Genomic DNA, 19908 nt, shown 5'->3' with positions numbered 1-19908 from the left:
ATTAGGTTAGGCTAACCTTCGCCGCGTGAGATCTGGTGAAGAAACGGCCGGCGGCCTGCGGCTGCGCGGGCATCAACTGTCGGCCACGGGCGTGACCGTGTCGTACGACGGCACGGACGTCGTGCACGACGCGGCGATCGCGCTGCGGCCCGGTGAGGTGACCGTCCTGGTCGGTCCCAACGGCAGCGGGAAGTCGACGCTGCTGCGGACGATCGCCCGGTTGCAGCGGGCCCGCCGGGCCGAGCTCAGGATCGACGCCGACACCGACGGCCTCGCCCTGACCGCCCGGGAGTTCGCGCGGCACGTGGCCCTGCTGACGCAGGGCCGCCCCACGCCCAGCGGACTGACCGTGCGGGATCTCGTCGAGTTCGGCCGCTACCCCTACCGGGGCCGCTTCGGCCGCCCGGATCCGGACGCGTCGGCCGCGGTGGAGCGGGCGCTCGCGCTGACCGGGGTGACGGACCTCGCCGAGCGCGGCGCCGACCACCTCTCCGGCGGGCAGTTGCAGCGCGTCTGGCTGGCGAGCTGTCTCGCCCAGGAGACCGGCGTGCTGTTGCTGGACGAGCCGACGACCTATCTCGACCTGCGCTACCAGATCGAACTCCTCGACCTCGTCCGCGACCTGGCGGACGACCACGGGATCGCCGTCGGGGTCGTCCTGCACGACCTCGACCAGGCGGCGGCCATCGCCGACCGGATCACGCTGCTCGAAGCGGGCCGGATCGTCGCCGACGGCCGGCCCGAGGACGTCCTGACCCCGCGGCGGCTGACCGCCGTCTACGGCATCCGGATCGACGTCGACACAGACCCCCACACCGGCCGGATACGGACCCGTCCGATCGGCCGGCACCACACCCGCACCACCCGAAGCGAAAGGCTCGGCACCACTTCATGAGACGCCTCCTGCTCACCGCGGCCACCACCACCGCCGCGGCGCTCACCCTCGCCGCCTGCGGCACCACCGAGCCGGCCGCCGACAGCTCGAAGAAGAAGACCTCCGAGGCCATCAGCCTCACCGACTCCACCGGCGCGAAGGTCGAACTCGACAGCCCGGCCAAGAAGGTCGTCGCCACCGAGTGGAACGAGGTCGAGAGCCTCATCACCCTCGGCGTCGACCCCGTGGGCGTCGCCGACGTCAAGGGCTACAAGACCTGGGACACCGCCGTCCCGCTGAAGAACGAACCGAAGGACATCGGCACGCGCGGCGAGCCGAGCATGGACACCATCGCCTCGCTCTCCCCCGACCTCATCGTGGCGAGCTCCGACCTGCCGGACGCGGCCGTGAAGCAGCTGCGGAAGATCGCCCCGGTGCTGGAGATCAAGTCCGCCGACGCCTCCGACCAGGTCGGCCAGATGTTCAAGAACCTCGATCTCATCGCCGAGGCCACCGGCACCACCGACAAGGCCGCTACCGCCAGGAAGAACTTCGAGGCCAAGGTGGCGGAGGGCGAGAAGGCCCTCGCCGACGCGAAGCTCGACGGCACCGACATCGCCTTCGCCGACGGCTACGTGACGTCCAACCAGGTCTCCCTGCGCCCGTACACCAGCGGCTCCCTCATCGGCGCCGTCAACGAGCGGCTCGGCCTGAAGAACGCCTGGAAGGTCAAGGGCGACCCCGCCTACGGCCTCGGCACCACCGACGTCGAGGGTCTCACCGCCCTGCCGAAGGACGTGCGGTTCGCCTACATAGGCAACGACGACGACAAGTCCAGCAACCCGTTCTCCGGCCAGCTGAAGAAGAACGCCGTGTGGACCTCCCTGCCGTTCGTGAAGGCGGACCGTGTGCACCGGCTGCCCGACGGCATCTGGATGTTCGGCGGTCCCGAGTCGATGGAGGCGTACATCGACGCCCTCGTCGACGCGCTGACGAAGTAGCGGGGCCATGGCCGTCACCGAAGCGCCCCCCGTCGCCCGTCCGCAGGCGGCCGCGTCCCGGACGGGTGCGGCCGCGGTGACGGCCGCTCTCGTCCTCCTGGTCGCCGCCCTCGCCGTCGTCGACATCACCCAGGGCACCGCGGCCGTCGGGCCCTCCCAGGTGTTCAAGGCCCTGACCGGGCAGGCCGATCCGGGCGACGCGTCCGTGGTCGTCGCCTCCCGGCTGCCGCGGATGACCGCCGGCGTCCTCGTCGGTGTCGTCCTCGGCATCGCGGGCGCGGTCCTGCAGGCCGTCAGCCGCAACGTCCTCGCCTCCCCCGACACCCTCGCGGTGAACGCCGGTTCGTATCTGGCCCTCGGGCTGGTGGGCGCGACCGGCGTCTCGCTGCCGCTGCTCGCCTCGTCCGGCGTGGCCTTCGCGGGCGGGCTGGCGGCCGCCGCCGTCGTGCTCGCCCTGTCCGGCCTCGGCACGGGCACCGTACGGCTGGTCCTCGCCGGCACCGCGCTCGCGCTGGGCCTGAACTCCGTCACGGAAGGGCTGCTCCTGCTGTTCCCGCAACAGACGGAGGGCCTCTACCAGTGGAACCAGGGCAGCATCAGCCAGAACGGCTTCGACGGCGTCCTGCAGATGCTGCCCGTCGCCCTGGTGGGGCTCGCCGGGCTGCTGCTGGTCGCCCGCCGGGTCGACGCGCTCGCCCTCGGGGACGACGCGGCGCGCGGGCTGGGCGTACCGGTACGGGCCACCCGTGTCACGGTGGTGGTCCTGGCGGCGCTGCTGTCCGCGGCGGCCGTCACGCTCGCCGGGCCCATCGGCTTCGTCGGCCTGTGCGCGCCCGCGCTGGTCCGTCCGCTCGCCCGCCGGTTCCGGGGCTTCGTCCGCGCCCGGGCGGTCCTGCCCGTGGCCGGTCTTGCCGGTGCCGGGCTGGTGCTCGGGTCGGACGTGCTGCTGCGGGCCATCGTCCCGGCGGACACGGCGGTCGCCGTCCCGACCGGCATCGTCACCAGTCTGGTCGGCGCCGTCTTCCTGGTGGTGACGGCCCTGCGGCTGCGGGACACCGGCGGGGCCGACGCGCCGGACCGGCTGCGCATTCCGAGCCGGACGGCGTTCCTCGTCACCGTGGCCGCTCTCGTCGCCGCGGTCGTCGGCGTCACACTGGCCGGCGTCCTGCTCGGCGACAGCAAGCTCCTGCTCGGCGATGTCGCCAACTGGGCACAGGGGCGGGCCGGGCAGACCGTCTCCTTCGTCCTGGACACCCGCGTGCCGCGGGTGCTCGCGGCCCTCTGCGCGGGCGGTGCGCTCGCCCTGGCCGGCACGCTGGTGCAGGCTGTGACCCGCAACCCCCTGGCGGAGCCCGGCGTGCTGGGCGTCTCCGGCGGTGCCGCGCTGGGCGCCGTCCTGCTCGTCACCACCGTGCCCGCGGCCGGGTCCTGGGGTGTCGCGGGCGCGGCGTTCGGGGGCGCGGCGCTGGCCTCGGCCGTCGTCTTCGGGCTCTCCGCCCGGGGCGGCTACCGGCAGAACCGGCTGGTCCTCGTCGGCATCGGCATGGCGGCCGGTTCCACGGCCCTGATCAGCCTGCTGATCGTGCTCACCGACCCGTTCAACGCCACCAAGGCGCTGACCTGGCTGTCCGGTTCCACCTACGGGCGGACCATGGCGGACGTTCTGCCCGTCGCGCTCGTCCTGGTGCTGGGCCTGGCCGTCGCGGTCGCCCGGCGCACCGAGCTGGACCTGGTCTCCCTGGACGAGGACACCCCGCGGCTGCTCGGCCTCGGACTGCCGCGGGCCAGGCTGGGCTTGCTGGTGGTGGGCGTGCTGCTCGCCGCGACCGCCGTCGCCTCGGCCGGCACGATCGGCTTCGTCGGCCTGGTGGCGCCGCACGCGGCCCGCGCCCTCGTCGGCCGGCGGCACGGCCGGGTGGTGCCGGTCGCCGTCCTGCTCGGCGCCGCGCTGGTCGGTACGGCCGACCTTCTCGGCCGCACCGTCATCGCCCCCGCCCAGCTGGGCGCCGGCCTGATGACGGCGGTGATCGGCACGCCGTACTTCCTGCACCTGCTGGTCCGCGGCCGTAAGGCGACATGATGCCTGAAATGGGGATCAATAGTTAAATTGCTCCGCAAGTGCCTGTTGTATGGACGCACACACAACGGGAGCGAGGGCGCATGGCCAAGGACGTCACGGACTCGGGCCCACCCCCGCAGGCGAGCCTGAAGCCCAATGCGATCGGATTCGTCGACGCGCTGGTCATCGGGCTCAACGCGACCTCCCCCGCGTACTCCGTGGCGGCGGTCATCGGCCCGATCGTGGCGCTGGTGGGCATCCACGCCCCCGGGGTGATGCTCGCGTCGTTCGTGCCCATGCTGCTGATCGCGTCGGCCTTCTACTACCTCAACAAGGTCGACCAGGACTGCGGCACGACGTTCTCCTGGGTCACCCGGGCCATGGGGCCCTGGGCGGGCTGGCTGGGCGGCTGGGCCATCGCGATGACGGGCGTCCTGGTCGTCGGGTCGCTCGCGGACGTCGCCGTGACGTTCTTCCTGCTGGCCGTCGGCCTGGACAGCTGGGCCGACGACGACGTGCTGCGCCAGGTCCTGACGGTGCTGCTCATCCTGGTGATGACGGCCGTCTGCGTGATCGGCACCGAGCTGTCGGCCAAGGTGCAGAACGTCCTCATCCTGGCGCAGGTCATCTGCCTGCTCGCCTTCGCCGTGGTGGCGCTCTACCGCGTCTACGCCGACACCGGCACCCTCGACGCCATCGATCCGAAGTTCGGCTGGCTCGAGCCGTTCGGGGCCGGCGGAGCGTCACTGACCGCGTCGCTGCTGCTGGGTGTGTTCATCTACTGGGGGTGGGAGTCGGCGGTCAACCTCACCGAGGAGGTCGAGGACTCGGCCACCGCCCCCGGCAAGGCGGCCGTCTGGTCGACGGTGCTGCTGCTGGTGACCTACCTCGCGGTCGCCTTCGCGGTCGTGGGCTACGCCGGAACGGACTACCTCGCCGAGAACGCGGCGGAGGAGGAGTTCATCTTCGCCCTGCTCGCCGAGGAGGCCATGGGCGGCTGGGACTGGGTCGTGCTGCTGGCGGTCTCGACGTCCGCGCTCGCCTCCACGCAGACGACGATCATCCCGGCGTCGCGCACGGGCCTGTCCATGGCACGCCGGCACGCGCTGCCCGCGCACTTCGGCCGCATCCACCCGCGGTTCCGCACCCCCGACGTGAGCACCTGGTGGGTCGCCGGCATCGCCATCGCCTGGTACCTCGTCCTCTACCACGTCAGTGAGAACGCCCTCTTCGACTCCCTCACCGCCCTGTCCCTGCTGATCGCCTTCTACTACGCGCTCACGGGCCTGGCCTGCGCGGTCTACTACCGCCGCCAGCTGACCCGCAGCGTCCGCAACTTCTTCCTGATCGGCCTCGGCCCGCTGATCGGTGCGGGGCTGCTGGCGTGGTTGCTGGTGGAATCCGTGGCGGACATGTCCGACCCCGACAACTCCTACAGCGGTGTCTCGTGGTTCGGCCTCGGCCCGCCGCTCGTCATCGGGATCGGGATCATCGTCGCGGGCGTCGTCCTCATGGTCGTGTGGCGGCTGATGGCGCCCGCCTTCTGGTCGGAACACCCGAGCGTGGTCGACCCGGACCTCGTCGACGGCAAGGAGTCCTGAAGATGTCGGTGGTCCTCGGCTACGACGAGTCCCCGGGCGCCCTGAGCGCACTGCGCGTCGCCATCGAGGTGGCGACCGCGTACGACGAACCCCTGGTGATCGTCTACGGCGTCGCCGCGCCCGGCGTCACGGGCGAGGAGTACGGCGCTCATCACGAGGCCGTCCGCGAGGCCGGCAACACCGCGCTCGGTCACGCGCTGCGGGTGGCCGACGAGGCCGGTGTGCGGACGTCGGTGGAACTCGTCGACGAGCGGCCCGCGCAGGCGCTGATCGACGCCGCGGCCCGCCACGAGGCCAGGGTCATCGTGGTGGGCACATGGGGCGAGAGCCCGGTGCGGGGCGCACTGCTGGGCTCGACACCGCACAAGCTGCTGCATCTGTCGACCGTGCCCGTGCTGTGCGTGCCGGCCGCGTCATGAGCCGTCGGCGCGGCGTCGCGCGAGCGGTGTGAAGACGTACAGGCCGAGGATGTCGGGCAGGGGGGCGATGCCGGGACCGCCCTCCCGCACCCAGGAGACGACGTCCTCGGTGGCGGCCGGGTCGTTGACCAGTCCGAGCCACACCGGCCGGCCTCCGGCGCCCCGGCCCTCCGCTGACGGCTGGACGACGATGACGTTGGCCTGGTCGCAGACGTCGAGGCAGTCGGAGACCCGTACCGGTGCCGCCGTGCGCAGACGCTGGGTCTGGGCGGCGTGATCGACGCCGGTCACCTTGGGGCTGCCGCAGCAGCAGTCCCGGCAGACGACGATGCGGCACGGAAGCCCTCCGGCCGGCGTTGCGGACATGCCGCACCTTCCCTCTCTCCGGGGAGATCCGCCCCGGTGGTCCGTCGAGGAGGCGACCGCGTGAGTCTCCTGGCTCTCGGGTCGATGCCGCTCCCGGCCTTCCCACCCGTGCGCGGGCAGTGGCCTGTCGGGACCGGCTCGCCGATCACAGTGGCGGGACCGCGCCGGATTCACACCGGCTTCCTCGTTCCGCCGTCGCCTTGTTCGCCGGCCATCATTCCATGCGGCCGGCCCTGAGCGGGTTGGGCAGCGGCAGGTAGTGGGCGGCGGCGCCGTCCGCGCCCGTCCAGCGCAGCAGCAGGTTCGTCTTGGCCGGCAGTGTGGGTGAGGCGAGCAGGGCGGGGATCTCCGGCAGGTCGTGGCGGGCGAGTTCGCGGCGGGCGGCGGGCCAGGGGTCGAACCCGGGGTGCCGTTCGGTGAGGGCGCCGGCGATCTCCATGAGGTGATTGACGACCAGGCAGTACACGAGCCGCTCCCAGCCGGCCCGCCGCGTCACCTCCGGCAGCAGCTTCACGCCCTCGGCGTCCCGGTACAGGGCCTGCACCGGCAGGCCGTCGGCGTCCACGGCGACCAGGGTGTTCTGCAGGTGAGCCTCGATGACGACGCCGTGTTCGGCGAACGCCGCCAGCACCGGGGGCACGACCCGGGCCAGGTACGCCGCCCACCAGGCCCCCGGGTCGACGGCGCGGTCGAGCGGATGGCCGTCGAAGCCCTCGACGAGCCCGGCGGCGAGCAGCGGGGTCGCGCCGGGCAGGAGGCGGTCGCCGAAGCCGTCGCGGACGAGGACGGCGAGGGCCTCGAAGGCGAAGTCGGCGGTGCGGTACCCGCGGTCGGCCAGCCACGCCGGGGGCCCGTCGAACGTCTCGAATGCGGAGCGGACGGCCGCGTCGGTCCGGGGCAGGGCGAGCAGGTCGTGGCGCCACAGCCGGCGGATGTCGTTGGTGATGCGCACGTCCAGGCTGAACTTCAGGAAGAGGTCGTGCTCGGGTGTGTAGAGCGTGCGGATCGCGGCCGTGGGCCAGGTGTCGAAGGCGGTCGCGCCGAGCCGGACCAGCCTGCCGTCGGCGAAGGCGGCGGCGAGCTCCGGGGCGGCCAGGTCCAGCTGCCAGGGGTGGGCGGGGAGCAGGCGGTAGCCGGGCGGGGCCGTGCCGAGGGCGTCGAGGGCGCGGGTGTCGCCCTCCTCGACGACGGTGTCCTCGCGCAGCCCGAGCAGGGCCATCGGGAAACGGGCGTACGCCTCGGGTGCGTACGGCAGCCAGCCGGCGGCGGGGCCGCCCCCGCGCGCCTTGGGGGCCGGGTGGTGGGTGTGGCCGGTGAGGAGAGACTGCTCGGAGCGCAGGTAGAGGTCCTCGGGTGGGGTGGCCCGGGCGCGGGCGGCGAGCAGGGCGGCCACGGCGTCCCGGCTGTCGAGCATCTCGGTGGGCAGTTCGTGGTTGGACAGCCCGGTGTGGCGGCGCAGTTCCTCGGCGACGAGCTTGACCAGCTCGGTGTGACCGACGCGGTGCCAGGCGCCGTCGACCTCGACCTCCGGTCCGGCGGGCCGGCGCGTTCCGCGCACCCGCAGCAGCCGGTTGCCGCCGGGCAGACGGTAGATCCGGTGTCCGCCCTCCTGGCGGACCGGCCGGGCCACTTCTCGCAGCAGGCAGTTCAGCAGGGGCACGGCGGCGTACGCGTCGGCGAGGCCGGTGGCCGTGTCGTCACCGTGGGCCGAGTCGTCGTCGGCGGGCGGGGGCATGAGGTCCACGCGTTCCACTCGTCCCTACGGTCCTTCCAGCGTTCCGGGCGGAGATGATCAGTATGTCGGTCGTCGCCATTCCGCTGTGACGCCCCTATTCGTACCCGAGGAGCCCGCCCGTGCACCGTCCCCCCTCCGCCGAGACCGAGGTCGCCGACGAGCTGTCCGTCGTACGGCCCGGCCTTCTGGCGCGGTACGAGGCCGAACTGCCCGGCGCCCGGGCGGCCGTGCTGTCCCGGCTGTGGCGTGGTCTGGCCCATGATCCGCTGCCCTGGGTCACCCGCCGGGAGCGGGGCCGGGACGGATTGACGCTGTCCCTGTCCGACGGCCGCCGCCTGCACGGCCCCCGGCCGGATCCGTACGCGACCGGCGCGTACGTCACCGTCGTGCGGCTCGGCGAGGCGGCGTACGCGGATCCGGCGCGGCTGATGACGGACCTCGCGGTAGCGCACTCCGCTTCCTTCGCCTCCGAACTCGGGCACAGCGTGGCCTCCTTGGCGCTGTCGCGAGCGGGGCAGGATGCCGGTCGGGGCGACTGGCCGGAGAGCGACTGGGCGTGGGAGCAGCGGATCGTCGACGGGCATCCGTTCCATCCGACGTGCCGGTCCCGCCCCGGCTTCTCGGTGGCCGAGCAGCTCGCCTACGGGCCCGAGCACCGGCCGGTCGTGGAGCTCGGGCTGGTGCCGGTCCCGGCGCAGGAGTGCCTGGTCACGGGGGTGTGGCCGGGCGAGCTGCGGGACGGGGGGCGGGTGATGCTGCCGGTGCATCCGTGGCAGGCGGCGCATGTGCTGAAGCGGGCGTGCGAGGAGCGGCGCCCCGCGCATCCGCTGATGTCCCTGCGGACGCTGGCCCTGCCCGGCGGGCCGCATGTGAAGACCTCGCTGAGCGCCCGGCTGACGTCCTCGGTGCGGGACATCTCCCTGCCCTCGGTGGCCGCGTCGGCGGTCCTGTCGGACTTCGCCGCGACACCGGCGGCGCGCACGGACGGCCTGTTGCACGTCACCCGCACCCTGGGCGCGGCGGCGGCCGGCTCCCCCGACTTCGCGGCGGTCCTGCGGGAGTCGCCGCAGACGTACGCGGGCAGCGGCGAACGGGTCCTGCCGGTGGCCGCGCTCGCCACCACCGGTCTCCCCCGCTCCCCGGCCTGGCTGTCCGGCTTCGCGCGTCTCACCCTCACCGTCGGGCTGCGGCTGCTGGAGCTGGGCGTGGCCCTGGAGGCGCACGGCCAGAACCTCCTGGTGGTTCTCTCGGCGGCGGGTGATCCGCTGCGGCTGGTCTACCGCGACCTGGCCGACATCCGCGTCAGCCCGGTTCGCCTGGCCCGGCACGGCATCAAGGTGCCCGACCTGCCCGCCCGTATGGTCACGGACGACGAACGCGCGCTGCGTCGCAAGCTGTTCGGCTCGCTCGTGGCGGGTGCGCTGGCCGGCACGGCGGGGTCGGGCCCGGCGCTCGGAGCGGCGCTGGAGACGGCCGTACGGGACCTGCCGCGCACCCCCGACCTCGCGGCCCTGCGTGCGGATCCCCTGCCCACGAAGGCGCTGACGCTGATGCGGCTCTCGCCGCGAACGCCCGGGGACCAGTGGGCGCAACTGCCCAATCCGCTTCTGTGAGCCCCGTTTTGGAGCCGGAGCCGGGTGATCAATAGGATCCGGCGATGATCACAAGAACACGGCTGGTGGCAGGGGTCTGTGCCCTGCTCGCCGCGCTGACGGCCGGGCTCGCCTTCCCGGCCGGAGCGGCCGCCGGTGAACCCACGGGCCAGGACGCCCCCAAGGTCGACCTCGTCCTCGATGTGAGCGGCTCGATGCGGGCCCGGGACATCGACGGCCAGTCGCGGATGGCCGCCGCGAAGCAGGCGTTCAACGAGGTGCTCGACGCGACGCCCGAGGAGGTCGAACTCGGCATCCGCACCCTCGGCGCGAACTACCCGGGGGACGACCGGAAGACGGGCTGCAAGGACACCGCGCAGCTCTACCCGGTCGGCCCGCTCGACCGCACCGAGGCCAAGACGGCCGTCGCCACCCTCACCCCGACGGGCTGGACGCCGATCGGCCCGGCCCTGCTGAAGGCGGCCGGCGACCTGGACGGCGGCGACGGCTCCAAGCGCATCGTGCTGATCAGCGACGGCGAGGACACCTGCGCCCCGCTCGACCCGTGCGAGGTGGCCCGTGAGATAGCGGCCAAGGGCATCGGTCTGACCATCGACACCCTGGGCCTGGTGCCCACCGCCAAGCTGAGCCGGCAGCTGAGCTGCATCGCCGAGGCCACCGGCGGCACCTACACCTCGGTCGAGCACCAGGACGAACTGACCGACCGGGTCAACCAGTTGGTGGACCGGGCGGCCGACCCGGTGGTGACGCCGGTACCGGCGGAGGGCGCCGACCGGTGTGCGGGGGCGCCGACGCTGAAGTCGGGCCTGTACACCGACCGGGAGGAGTTCGGGCAGCAGCGCTGGTACCGGGTGGACGTGCGGCCGGGCCAGGAGCTGCGCGCCTCGGTGAGCGTCGCGGCGGACCGGGCCGTGAACCCCGGCTACGGCGTGCTCGTGCGGGCCATCACCTCGAAGGGCCGCGAGATCGTGCGCGGCGAGGCGGCGGGCAACGGCCGTACCGACGTGATCTCGACGGGCCTGCGCTATCCGAAGGCCGACAGCGACGACGAGGACGCTCCCGCCGAGGCGGTCTGCCTCGCCGTCTCGCACTCCTTCTCGGCGGCCTCCGGCGTGAAGGCCACGCCCGGTCTGCCGCTGGAGCTGACGGTGGACGTCGTGGACGCCCCGAGCCAGGCGGGCGATGTGGCCGCCTTCGGCCTCGGCCGCGGCTGGTGGCTGCTCGGCGTGCTGATCCTCACCGGCTTCCTCGCCGGTCTCGTCTGGGGCTGGCTGTCGCGCTGGCGGGTCGCGGTCTGGAGGACCAACTGATGCGAGTGATAGAAGCGTTGAGCGCGGCATTGCTGACCCTGGGCCTCGCGGCCGCTCCGGCGGCGGCCGACGCCTCGCCGAGTCCGTCGCAGAACGACTCGTCGGCACCCACGCAGGCGGGTACGTCGTTCCGTACGGCGACGGAGATCGAGCAGGGGCAGTCGGCCACGGCGAGCGGCTCCACCGGCGACTACCTGTACTGGTCGTTCCCCTCGGACACCGGGCAGCGCCCCACGGTCAAGGCGACGGTGAAGCTCCCGCAGACCCACGCGCCCCAGACCTGGCAGATCGACGTCTACGACGGTCTGCGCCGCCGCCAGGCCTGCCAGTACGGGGCGCAGACGCGCACCGCGGCGGCGGACGTCTCCTCCGTGGAACTGGCCTGCGTGCTGCGCACGGTCCGCGCCTGGTCGGAGCCGTGGGCCGATGACCCGCTGCCGGGCACGTACTACATCCGGCTGACGGCCACCGGCGTCGCCACCGCCGACCTCGGTCTCCCGGTCGGCGGTGAAGTGCGGGTGGACTCCAGGGACATCGGCGGATCCGCGGCGGTGGACGGCTCGCTCGCCGAGCCGCTGGTGCCGGGGATCGCCTCGAAGCCCGAGGAGGAGCGGGAGAACGCGGCGGTGCTGGCCGGTCTCGAACCCGAGGACGGCTGGGCGTCCGGCTGGTGGTCGGACCGGTGGGTGTGGACCGCGTTCGGCGGGATCCTGACCGCGCTGGCGGGTGTCGGCGGGTACGCGCTGACGCGCGGGACGGGACGGCCGGCCCGGGTACCGCCGGACGCCTGACCGACCCTCACCTGATCGGCCCTCAGAAGGCCCGCTGACCGCGGGCCTTCTCTCATGTCTCGCGCAGCGCCTTGGCGAGCGTGCCCTCGCCGCTCACCTCGACCCGCCCCTCGCGCACGGCGTGGGCGAGGCCCAGCTCACCGCGGGAGATGGCCGTGCACGTGGCGGTGTCCAGGACCAGCCGGGCGTCCGGCTCCCCGGGGGCCGGCCCGTCGCCGTACACGGGCCCCTCTTCGGCACCGGCGTGCAGATGGAACAGGCCTTCCTCCAGGCGGACTTCGACGATCCCCTCGCCGTCCAGCCGACGCAGCAGGGGCAGGGCGAACCAGTGCGCCCGCACCGCGTCCGTCGGCCGGCGCTCCCCGAGTCCGGGTTGCCCCCACTCCCCCAGCGCCTGCAACACGGGCAGCAACTCCCGCCCACGCGAGGTGATTTCGTACACATAGGCCACACCGGGCGGCGGCAGCCGGCGCCGGGTCGCGAGACCGTCGCGCTCCATGTCCTTCAGCCGCGAGGCGAGTACGTCGGTGCTCACGCCGGGCAGGTCCGCGTGCAGATCGGTGTAACGGCGGGGACCGGCGAGGAGCTCCCGGACGATCAGCAGGGTCCAGCGGTCACCGACGACGTCGAGCGCACGGGCGGCGGAGCAGTACTGGTCGTAGCTTCGGCGAGGTGGCATGCGACGCAGTGTAGACAAGTTGTTGGACTTTCCAAGCGTCTACTTGGTAAAACCAAGCAACACCAGTCGCCAGAGGGGAAGCAGCGCATGGAGTTCCGGCAGTCGAGCAAGCTCAGCGAGGTCTGTTACGAGATCCGCGGCCCGGTCATAGAGCAGGCCAACGCGCTGGAGGAGGCGGGCCACAGCGTGCTGCGCCTGAACACCGGCAATCCCGCGCTCTTCGGCTTCGAGGCGCCGGAGGAGATCCTTCAGGACATGATCCGGATGCTGCCGCAGGCCCACGGCTACACCGACTCGCGCGGCGTCCTCTCCGCCCGCCGGGCCGTGGCCCAGCGCTATCAGACCCTCGGCCCGGAGGTCGACGTCGACGACGTCTTCCTCGGCAACGGTGTCTCGGAACTGGTGTCGATGGCCGTGCAGGCGCTCATCGAGGACGGCGACGAGATCCTGATCCCCGCCCCCGACTTCCCCCTCTGGACGGCGGTGACGACCCTCGCGGGCGGCAAGGCGGTCCACTACCTGTGCGACGAGCAGGCCGACTGGTACCCGGACCTCGACGACATGGCGTCGAAGATCACCGACCGCACGAAGGCGGTCGTGATCATCAACCCGAACAACCCCACCGGCGCGGTCTACCCCAAGGAGATCGTCGAGGGCATCCTCGACCTCGCCCGGCGGCACGGCCTCATGGTCTTCGCCGACGAGATCTACGACCAGATCCTGTACGACGACGCCGTGCACCACTCGGCCGCCGCGCTCGCCCCCGACCTGGTGGTCCTCACCTTCTGCGGCCTGTCCAAGACCTACCGCGTGGCGGGTTTCCGTTCCGGCTGGCTGGTGGTCACGGGGCCGCGGCAGCACGCCAAGGACTACCTGGAGGGCCTCACCATGCTGGCCTCCATGCGGCTGTGCGCCAACGCGCCCGCGCAGTACGCCATCCAGGCCGCGCTCGGCGGCCGGCAGTCCATCCGTGAGCTGACCACACCGGGTGGGCGGCTGCTGGAGCAGCGGGACGTGGCCTGGCGGATGCTCAACGAGATTCCGGGCGTGAGCTGCGTGAAGCCCAAGGGCGCGCTGTACGCCTTCCCGCGCCTCGACCCCAAGGTGCACAGGATCCACGACGACGAGCGGTTCGTCCTGGACCTGCTGTTGCGGGAGAAGATCCAGGTGGTCCAGGGCACGGGCTTCAACTGGCCGGCCCCGGACCACTTCCGCATCCTGACCCTGCCGCACGCGGACGACCTGGAGGCGGCGATCGGCCGGATCGGGCGGTTCCTCGGCGGGTACCGGCAGTAGCGGGCGGCTGTCAGTGGTGGGTCGTAGCCTTCGAGCAGGTGGGGCGTGTGCCCCGGGGACTGCCCGAAACCGGAGAGGAGCGCGCCGTGACCCGACCGCCGACGGCAGCACAGCGGCGTGTCATCGACGCCGCCGACCCGGTGACCGGGCGGCTCAGGGGCACGGAGTCGCAGCTCGCGGCTCTGGTGAAGCGGGGGCTGGCCTTCCGGCACCCGAGGCCGCCGCACGACCACTTCCTGACACCGGAGGGGCACCGGGTGCGGCAGGGCGTGCTGGAGACGCCCGAGCCCGCCGCCCAGGCCCCGGCATCGGCGGGCGTCTTCGCGGCGCGGGTCGGCGGCGAGGAGGCCCCTGTGGATGCCGGGCCCGCCCGGCGCCGTGAGGTGCACAGCGCCTGGCAGGGGCTGCTGGAGCTGCGCCGGATGACCAACCCGGGCGGGGCCACGGACCGGCCGTGCGGCTGGGAGCGTACGCATCTGGTGCGGGCCGCCGCGCTGGCACTGGAGGCGGCCGGGCACGCTCCGGCGGGGCAGGAGGGCGGGGGGTACCGCGTGCGGGAGACCCCGCAGCCGGAGGCCGCCGCCGTACACGAACCGGACGGCGAGGCGCTGCGGGCCTGCGCGGCCACCCTGGAAGGGGCAGGCTGGCAGGTGAGCGAGCACCGCGAGCCACGCGGCGGGACCCGGTATCTGCTGGCTTCGCCGCGCCGGGCGTGATGAGCATGACAAGATCGGGGGATCGTTGTGCAGTGCACGAGTCCTCGAAGGGGAAGCCGTGAGCGAGCCGTTTTCCGTCCCTGTCACCGTCCGTGGGTACGAGACCGACGTGCAGGGACACCTCAACCAGGCGGTCTACCTGAACTACGCGGAACACGCCCGCTGGTCGCTGCTGCAGGCCGCCGGGATCAGCCAGTCCGCCCTCATCGGCAGCGGCGTGGGCCCGGTCGCCCTGGAGACGACCATCCGCTACCGGCGGGAGCTCCTCGCGGGCGACGAGGTGGAGGTGACGTGCGCCTTCCAGTGGGGTGACGGCAAGACGTTCCGGATCGAGCAGACCGTGGTGAAGGCCGACGGGTCGGTGGCCGCCGAGATCTCGGCGGTCGGCGGGATCCTGGACCTCGAGAAGCGCAAACTGGTCGCCGATCCCGCGGCGGTCTTCCGGAAGCTGGCGTCGGACCCGGGCATGTTCGGGCTCCCGTAGTGCCGTGCGCCGGGTCCCGGGCGGGCGGTGGCGCGGCGCGCGGGTCAGCGCATGCCGCGCTCCTCCAGGGCCGTTCTGAGGCTGCGCAGGGCGTAGTAGACGCGGGACTTCACCGTGCCCTGGGGGACGCCCAGGGCGATGGCCGCCTGCTGGGTGGTGCGGTCGGCGAAGAAGGTGGCCTCCAGGGCCGCGCGGTGTGCGGGGGTCAGGGCCCGGAGGGCGTCGTGCAGGACGATGGACGACAGCATGCGTTCGATGTCGTCGGCGTCGCTGCCCAGTTCGGTCAGCCAGCTCGCGCCGCCTATCTCCTGCGGGCGGGCCGTCTTCGTACGGTGTGCGTCGATCACGATGTTGCGGGCGATGCGGAACATCCAGGGCCGCACAGCCATTCCCTCGCCGTCGGCCAGCGTCTGCTTGTTCCAGCAGCGCAGCAGCGTCTCCTGGAGAACGTCCTCCGCGCGGTGCGTGTCCCCGCCCAGCATGCGCAGCACGTACGCGTAGAGGGCCGGCCCGTGCTCCAGGTAGAGGTTCCTCAGCGCCCGTTCCTCGGGCGACACCGCGCTCGCCGACCCGATCACCGTCACGTTCATGGTGTGCTCCTGCTCCTTGGGGTGGCCCGTCCAGCCGTGCCGACTGGAACCGGGGCCTCCGGTGGAACGGAGTGTGGTCAGGGCAGTTCCACGTTCGTTTGACGCTCGATCGACGGCTCGTACATCGCCCGTTGGCCGGTACGGCGCCCGCCCCGGTCACACGCAGGACGACAGCGCCTCCACGTGGGCGCGCACCCGGTGGGCCAGGTGTTCGTCCGCCGGCGAGAGGCGGCCGGCACCGCGCAACCTGCCCCACATGTGCAGCAGTTCCCGGCCGTGGATCTCCGCCGCCCGGTCGTCCTCCAGCCGTTGCCACGCGGCCGCCGCCCGTGCCACCGCCGCGGGTGCCTGCGGGGCACCCGCGCCGCACAGGATGCGGGCCACCGACAGGGCCAGCACCGTGGCTTCCCGGTGATCCCCGCGCAGGTACGCCAGGTACGCCTCCATGGCCCGGGCCTCCAGGGCGTCCGGGTGCTCCGTACCCGCCGTGCGCGTCAGCGCCTCGCGCAGGGCGGTCACCTCGGCGGACGCCTCCTCCAGTCGGGCCCTCCTCACCAGCGCGTTGATGTGCGCCACCCGGTCGGCGAGTTCCCGCGGGAGGGGCCGGGAGGGCGGCGGGGGCGGGACGGGGGCCGGCGACGGGACGGGTACGGGGGGTGCGGTCGCGGCGGCCCGGGCCCGCGCGACCGCCGTGGCGACGGCCGACGCGGGAGTGGGGGCGGCCGGCACGGGAGTGACGACGGACGCGGCGGGACCGGGGGCGGCCGACGCGGGAATGGGGGCGGCCGACGCGGGAGTGGGGGCCGGGACCGGGGGCGGCGGTGGTTCGGGGGCGTGGTCGGCCGGCTCTGCCCGCTCCGTCGGGTCGAGGAGGCGGCTGGAGCCGTCGGGTGCCACCTGGAGGACGAAATGCGCCCCTCCGGGACCGTCGTTGACCGTGGCCTCGACCGCGGCGGCGCGCTCCTGCGCGTACTGCTGCAGGCGGTCCAGCACGGCCTCGTGCACGGACCGGCCCTGCCCGACGGCCAGGAGCTCTCCGTTGATCTCGGCGAGTCCCTCACCCGGGATGCGCACGACGAAGCGGGTCATGACTGCGGGTCCTCCTGATGCTCAAGCGCCGGAAGCGGCGGACGCGGACGGTGAAGCCGTGGGGCCGGGGCCCGTTCCGGGGGTGACACCCGGGGTGGCACCGGGGGGCGGCGCCGCCACGCCCGCGTACTTGGCGAACTGGGCGCGGATGGCGAGGACGTAGCCCTGCGCCTCGTTCGTCTGCGGCACCCCCTTGGCCGCGCGTACGGCGTCCATCCCCACGTGGTAGCCGGCCAGAGCGAGGTCCAGGACGCTGCCGGTGGCCTCGTTCGCATCGATCATCCGCCGGGCCTCCTCGGCGAGGTCGCACAGGTAGCGGCCCTGCGCCATGATCGAGTCCTCGGCGTCGAGCGCCGACGTCTCGTCGTTGTCGTCGTCGTCCTCGCCGTACTTCTCGAAGACGGCCGGCGCCAGCTGGGAGATGCCCTTCTCGCCGTTCTCGCCGACCAGTTCCGTGTTGAAGCCGGACTCCCGCTCGAGCTGCGAGGCGATGACGACCGGGCCGATCTCCTCGCACAGGTCACCGGCCTCCTCGATCGGGTCCGCCAAATCCTGCGGCACCGTCGAGGTGTCCAGCTCGCCCTTGCCGTCGCCGTTGAAGACGGCGATCACCTCGTCCGCGTCGTCCGCACCGGCGGAACCGTCTCCGCCTCCGCCCGAGAACAGCAGGATCAGGGCGATGAGCGGGGCCAGCAGGACCCCGAACCCTCCGATGATGATGATCACGACCAGGGCGCCGAGCAGCGCGACCGGCGACAGCAGGCAGCCGCAGCCGGTGCCGGCGGCGATGGTGTTCCGGACGGCGGTGGAGGTTGCGCCCTCCCCGCTCTGACCCGTGCCCGCGCTCATGCGTGCCCGCCTTCTTCCTCTTCCCTTGAACCGCGACGGCTGGACGGCCCGTTGTGCTGTCGACGGGCTCGGGAGATCGAAACGGGCCCCGGCGCAATTCAGTTCAAACCCGTGGACATCAGATGAGCCAGAGCAGCCGAATCGCGAGCGGAGAAGGAGGGCTGACCGCACATGGGCACTCCTGAGACGACGCCGTCGAACCCGCACTCATGGGTCCGAGGGCCGAAGACCGGACGGCCGGCGGCCCCCGGCGGGGGTACCCCGGTGGCGGTACCCCCGGTAGGGGCGCCCCGCCGAGCGCGGGGAAGGGCCCGGCCCCGGTGACGAGCCGTGCCTCCGCGACGACTCCGGGCCCCGCGCGCACGCCCGGCCCCCCGGGGACACCCCGCCCGGGTCCCGCGTCCGGCCCCGGCCCCGCTCCGGCGGCCCGCCGGGGCTCCGCCGTCCCCCGCAAGGCCTCCCCGCCCGCCGGCGGCGAGGCTCCCTGGGCCGAGCCGGGGCGGCCTAAGCCGGTGCGCGGGACGTCGCGGGACGGGATCGGGTGGGTCAAGGCCCACGGCGGGGCCGGCGCCACCTCGCTCGCCGAGGCGCTCGGCGGGGTCGACGTGGGGGCCCGCTGGCCGGAGCCCGCACGGGGCGAACCGCGCCGGATCGTGCTGGTCGGCCGGACGAGCGCCCGCGGACTGCGCGCCGTGTCCCGGGCGCTGGGCGCGCTGGAGGACGGCAAGGCTCCGCGGGGGCTCGAGCTGCTGGCCGTCGTCCTCGTCGCCGACGCCCCCGGGCGGCTCCCGCTCGGCCTGCTGCGCCGTATCCGGGTCGTCCGCTCGGTCGCCCCCGTGCGGCGGGTGCCGTGGATCCCGGCCTGGCGCGTGGGCGGGCAGCCCACGTACCTCCCCCGGCAACTCAGCGCGCTGGCCGACCTGGTGGGCGCCGACGGCGAAAGAACCGCATCATGACCTCCTACTTCCTGAGCCTCGCCCTCCCCCCGGGCGGGCTGCTCGCCGCCTACAACCCGACCCCCGACGCAGGCGCCATCCTCGGCGTTCTCGCCTGGTGCGCCTCGGCCGCGGGAGTCGCCGGCCTGCTCATCGTCGGCATGCAGATGGCGATCCAGCTGCAACGCGGCGAGCCGGGCGAGGGCGGCACGTACTTCCGCGGCTTCTTCTTCGTCACCCTGGCCTGCCTGCTCGCCACGACGGCCGGCCCGATCGTCGCGTTCCTCGGCGATCTGTCCCTCCACTGAGGACCACGCACCTCCACGGCACCACGCACCTCTCGCTCCCCGCGCCCGCCGGGCGCCGACCACCCGGAGATCCCATGTCCCTGCTCCACGAAGCCACCCACCTGCTCGCCGCGGGTGTGCCCCAGCCGCAGAGCAACGCCCCCGGCGAACTCACCAGCAAGGTCAACACCGTGCTCGGCATAGCCGCCTGGGCCGGCACCGCCGCCGGTGTCGCCGGGGTGCTGATCACCGGCACGATGATGGCCATCTCGCTCAAGCGCGGTGAGAGCTCCGAGCACATGAGCCGTCTGGGCATGGTGCTCGGCGGCTGTGTCCTGGTCGCCACCGCGGGTCCGCTGGTCGGCTTCGTCTTCAACTGAGCCGGCGACGGGACGATCGAGATGTTCACACGCAGGGAGTACCGGGAGCCACGCCGGCGCCGGTCTGAGCTGTCGGAGCCGTACTGGAGGCAGCGCGGCTGGCAGGTGTCGGCGGCGTTCCTCGGCGTCGTCGTCCTGCTGAGCGGGATCGTCGCCCTGACGGCCGGCCGGGGCACCGCCGACGACCGCGCGGGCGCCCCGCCCTCGAAGGGGCCGCTGTCCGGCTCCCCGGCCATGCGGGACGGCCGGCCCGACGGGTGCCGCACCGACGACGGAGGCGGCGACGTCATGCCCACGGCCCCGCCCGGCGACGTCGACTGGCGCACCCTCGGCGTCACGCGTGTGCCCGTCTCGGCGTCGGCCGGCCCGACCCTGACCCAGGGGCCCGTGTGGTGGTGCTTCGCGCACACGCCGGCCGGGGCCGTGCTGGCCGCCCACATCATTCCCTCGCACATGAGCGAGTCCGACTGGCGGACCGTCGCGCAGGAGCAGGTCGTTCCCGGCCGGGGCCGGGACCTGTTCGTCTTCAAGCGCTCCACGGTCCGGGACGACGCCCCGGGCGGCGGGCGGGACACCGGCTCCGGCTCCCGCCCGGACACCGGGTCCGGCAGCTCGTCCGTCGCTTCCTACGCCGGATTCTCGGTGCCCGCGTACTCCGGCCGGGCGGCGACCGTGGAGCTGCTGCTCAAGACCGCTCAGGGATACGCCACGACCTCGGTCTCCCTGCGCTGGAGCGGCGGCGACTGGAAGGTCCAGCCCTCCGACAACGGTGCCCTGCACACGCCGGTGAAGGCGGTCCAGGGGACCAACGGCCATCTCCTCTGGGGGGTTTGA

The 19908-nt window shown here is 73.3% G+C and carries 21 protein-coding genes and 1 riboswitch; of the genes, 15 read left to right on the top strand and 6 right to left on the bottom strand.

Annotated elements, in window-relative coordinates:
- Positions 1–25 precede the first annotated feature (25 nt).
- The 5 genes from CEB94_RS32550 to CEB94_RS32530 all read left to right on the top strand — a co-directional run bounded on the left by CEB94_RS32550 (position 26) and on the right by CEB94_RS32530 (position 5954).
- Positions 26–895: an ABC transporter ATP-binding protein gene (locus CEB94_RS32550; RefSeq protein ID WP_175435585.1), complete on the top strand. Its 870-nt coding sequence runs from the start codon at positions 26–28 to the stop codon at positions 893–895.
- On the top strand, positions 892–1875 hold the full coding sequence (locus tag CEB94_RS32545) for an iron-siderophore ABC transporter substrate-binding protein (RefSeq protein WP_175435584.1): 984 nt from the start codon (positions 892–894) through the stop codon (positions 1873–1875). Before CEB94_RS32550 ends, CEB94_RS32545 begins: the two co-directional genes overlap by 4 nt.
- Before the next feature lie 7 nt (positions 1876–1882).
- The gene (locus CEB94_RS32540) at positions 1883–3955 is read left to right on the top strand and encodes an iron ABC transporter permease (protein WP_175435583.1); all 2073 of its coding nucleotides are present in this window, start codon (positions 1883–1885) and stop codon (positions 3953–3955) included.
- A gap of 80 nt (positions 3956–4035) precedes the next feature.
- Positions 4036–5535: an APC family permease gene (locus CEB94_RS32535; protein ID WP_175435582.1), complete on the top strand. Its 1500-nt coding sequence runs from the start codon at positions 4036–4038 to the stop codon at positions 5533–5535.
- 2 nt (positions 5536–5537) lie between these two features.
- Positions 5538–5954, top strand: coding sequence for a universal stress protein (locus CEB94_RS32530; RefSeq protein WP_175435581.1), 417 nt, complete (start codon positions 5538–5540; stop codon positions 5952–5954).
- Here CEB94_RS32530 and CEB94_RS32525 read toward each other — a convergent pair.
- Positions 5949–6320 carry a (2Fe-2S) ferredoxin domain-containing protein gene (locus tag CEB94_RS32525; protein WP_175435580.1) on the bottom strand — a complete coding sequence of 124 codons (372 nt, stop codon included), beginning with the start codon at positions 6318–6320 and terminating at the stop codon, positions 5949–5951. The genes CEB94_RS32530 and CEB94_RS32525 overlap by 6 nt on opposite strands.
- A gap of 46 nt (positions 6321–6366) precedes the next feature.
- Positions 6367–6545, bottom strand: a riboswitch (cobalamin riboswitch).
- Complete coding sequence (locus CEB94_RS32520; RefSeq protein WP_175435579.1) at positions 6535–8073, bottom strand: IucA/IucC family protein; 1539 nt, start codon at positions 8071–8073, stop codon at positions 6535–6537. It overlaps the preceding riboswitch by 11 nt.
- Before the next feature lie 101 nt (positions 8074–8174).
- On the opposite strand from CEB94_RS32520, the gene CEB94_RS32515 reads away from it, so the two are divergent.
- From CEB94_RS32515 to CEB94_RS32505, 3 genes are read left to right on the top strand one after another with little or no spacing between them, the layout of a single operon-like run.
- The gene (locus CEB94_RS32515; protein WP_175435578.1) at positions 8175–9668 is read left to right on the top strand and encodes an IucA/IucC family protein; all 1494 of its coding nucleotides are present in this window, start codon (positions 8175–8177) and stop codon (positions 9666–9668) included.
- Between the two features lie 44 nt (positions 9669–9712).
- On the top strand, positions 9713–10978 hold the full coding sequence (locus CEB94_RS32510) for a VWA domain-containing protein (protein ID WP_175435577.1): 1266 nt from the start codon (positions 9713–9715) through the stop codon (positions 10976–10978).
- Positions 10978–11769: a hypothetical protein gene (locus CEB94_RS32505; protein WP_175435576.1), complete on the top strand. Its 792-nt coding sequence runs from the start codon at positions 10978–10980 to the stop codon at positions 11767–11769. Before CEB94_RS32510 ends, CEB94_RS32505 begins: the two co-directional genes overlap by 1 nt.
- A gap of 52 nt (positions 11770–11821) precedes the next feature.
- Here CEB94_RS32505 and CEB94_RS32500 read toward each other — a convergent pair whose 3' ends face one another.
- Positions 11822–12448 carry a winged helix-turn-helix transcriptional regulator gene (locus CEB94_RS32500; protein ID WP_175435575.1) on the bottom strand — a complete coding sequence of 209 codons (627 nt, stop codon included), beginning with the start codon at positions 12446–12448 and terminating at the stop codon, positions 11822–11824.
- A gap of 87 nt (positions 12449–12535) precedes the next feature.
- Here CEB94_RS32500 and CEB94_RS32495 point away from each other — a divergent pair, with 87 nt between their 5' ends.
- From CEB94_RS32495 to CEB94_RS32485, 3 genes are all read left to right on the top strand, one after another.
- Entirely contained in the window at positions 12536–13744 is a 1209-nt protein-coding gene (locus CEB94_RS32495) for a pyridoxal phosphate-dependent aminotransferase (RefSeq protein WP_175435574.1), read from the top strand.
- An 86-nt stretch (positions 13745–13830) separates the two neighbouring features.
- Positions 13831–14460 (top strand): hypothetical protein, encoded by a 630-nt coding sequence (locus CEB94_RS32490; protein ID WP_175435573.1) that lies wholly within the window; start codon positions 13831–13833, stop codon positions 14458–14460.
- A gap of 58 nt (positions 14461–14518) precedes the next feature.
- Positions 14519–14944 (top strand): acyl-CoA thioesterase, encoded by a 426-nt coding sequence (locus tag CEB94_RS32485; RefSeq protein WP_175435572.1) that lies wholly within the window; start codon positions 14519–14521, stop codon positions 14942–14944.
- A gap of 44 nt (positions 14945–14988) precedes the next feature.
- On the opposite strand, the gene CEB94_RS32480 is transcribed toward CEB94_RS32485, so the two are convergent.
- From CEB94_RS32480 to CEB94_RS32470, 3 genes are all read right to left on the bottom strand, one after another.
- The gene (locus CEB94_RS32480; RefSeq protein WP_031134241.1) at positions 14989–15534 is read right to left on the bottom strand and encodes a sigma-70 family RNA polymerase sigma factor; all 546 of its coding nucleotides are present in this window, start codon (positions 15532–15534) and stop codon (positions 14989–14991) included.
- A 156-nt stretch (positions 15535–15690) separates the two neighbouring features.
- Positions 15691–16623, bottom strand: a complete 933-nt coding sequence (locus tag CEB94_RS32475; protein ID WP_175435571.1) for a hypothetical protein — start codon at positions 16621–16623, stop codon at positions 15691–15693.
- Positions 16624–16644: 21 nt separating this feature from the next.
- The gene (locus CEB94_RS32470) at positions 16645–17472 is read right to left on the bottom strand and encodes a transglycosylase SLT domain-containing protein (protein WP_175435570.1); all 828 of its coding nucleotides are present in this window, start codon (positions 17470–17472) and stop codon (positions 16645–16647) included.
- A gap of 512 nt (positions 17473–17984) precedes the next feature.
- On the opposite strand from CEB94_RS32470, the gene CEB94_RS32465 reads away from it, so the two are divergent.
- The 4 genes from CEB94_RS32465 (at position 17985) to CEB94_RS32450 (ending at position 19908) form a co-directional block, all read left to right on the top strand.
- Positions 17985–18428, top strand: coding sequence for a DUF6668 family protein (locus CEB94_RS32465; protein ID WP_175435569.1), 444 nt, complete (start codon positions 17985–17987; stop codon positions 18426–18428).
- Positions 18425–18715, top strand: coding sequence for a hypothetical protein (locus CEB94_RS32460; RefSeq protein WP_175435568.1), 291 nt, complete (start codon positions 18425–18427; stop codon positions 18713–18715). The genes CEB94_RS32465 and CEB94_RS32460 overlap by 4 nt, the downstream gene beginning before the upstream one ends.
- A 74-nt stretch (positions 18716–18789) precedes the next feature.
- Entirely contained in the window at positions 18790–19074 is a 285-nt protein-coding gene (locus tag CEB94_RS32455) for a hypothetical protein (RefSeq protein ID WP_031134229.1), read from the top strand.
- A gap of 21 nt (positions 19075–19095) precedes the next feature.
- Complete coding sequence (locus CEB94_RS32450) at positions 19096–19908, top strand: DUF8175 domain-containg protein (RefSeq protein ID WP_175435567.1); 813 nt, start codon at positions 19096–19098, stop codon at positions 19906–19908.

The sequence above is a fragment of the Streptomyces hawaiiensis genome (assembly GCF_004803895.1).
Classification (GTDB): Bacteria; Actinomycetota; Actinomycetes; order Streptomycetales; family Streptomycetaceae; genus Streptomyces; species Streptomyces hawaiiensis.
Note: the sequence above shows the minus strand (reverse complement) of the source record. Positions and strands in the feature narration are given on the sequence as shown.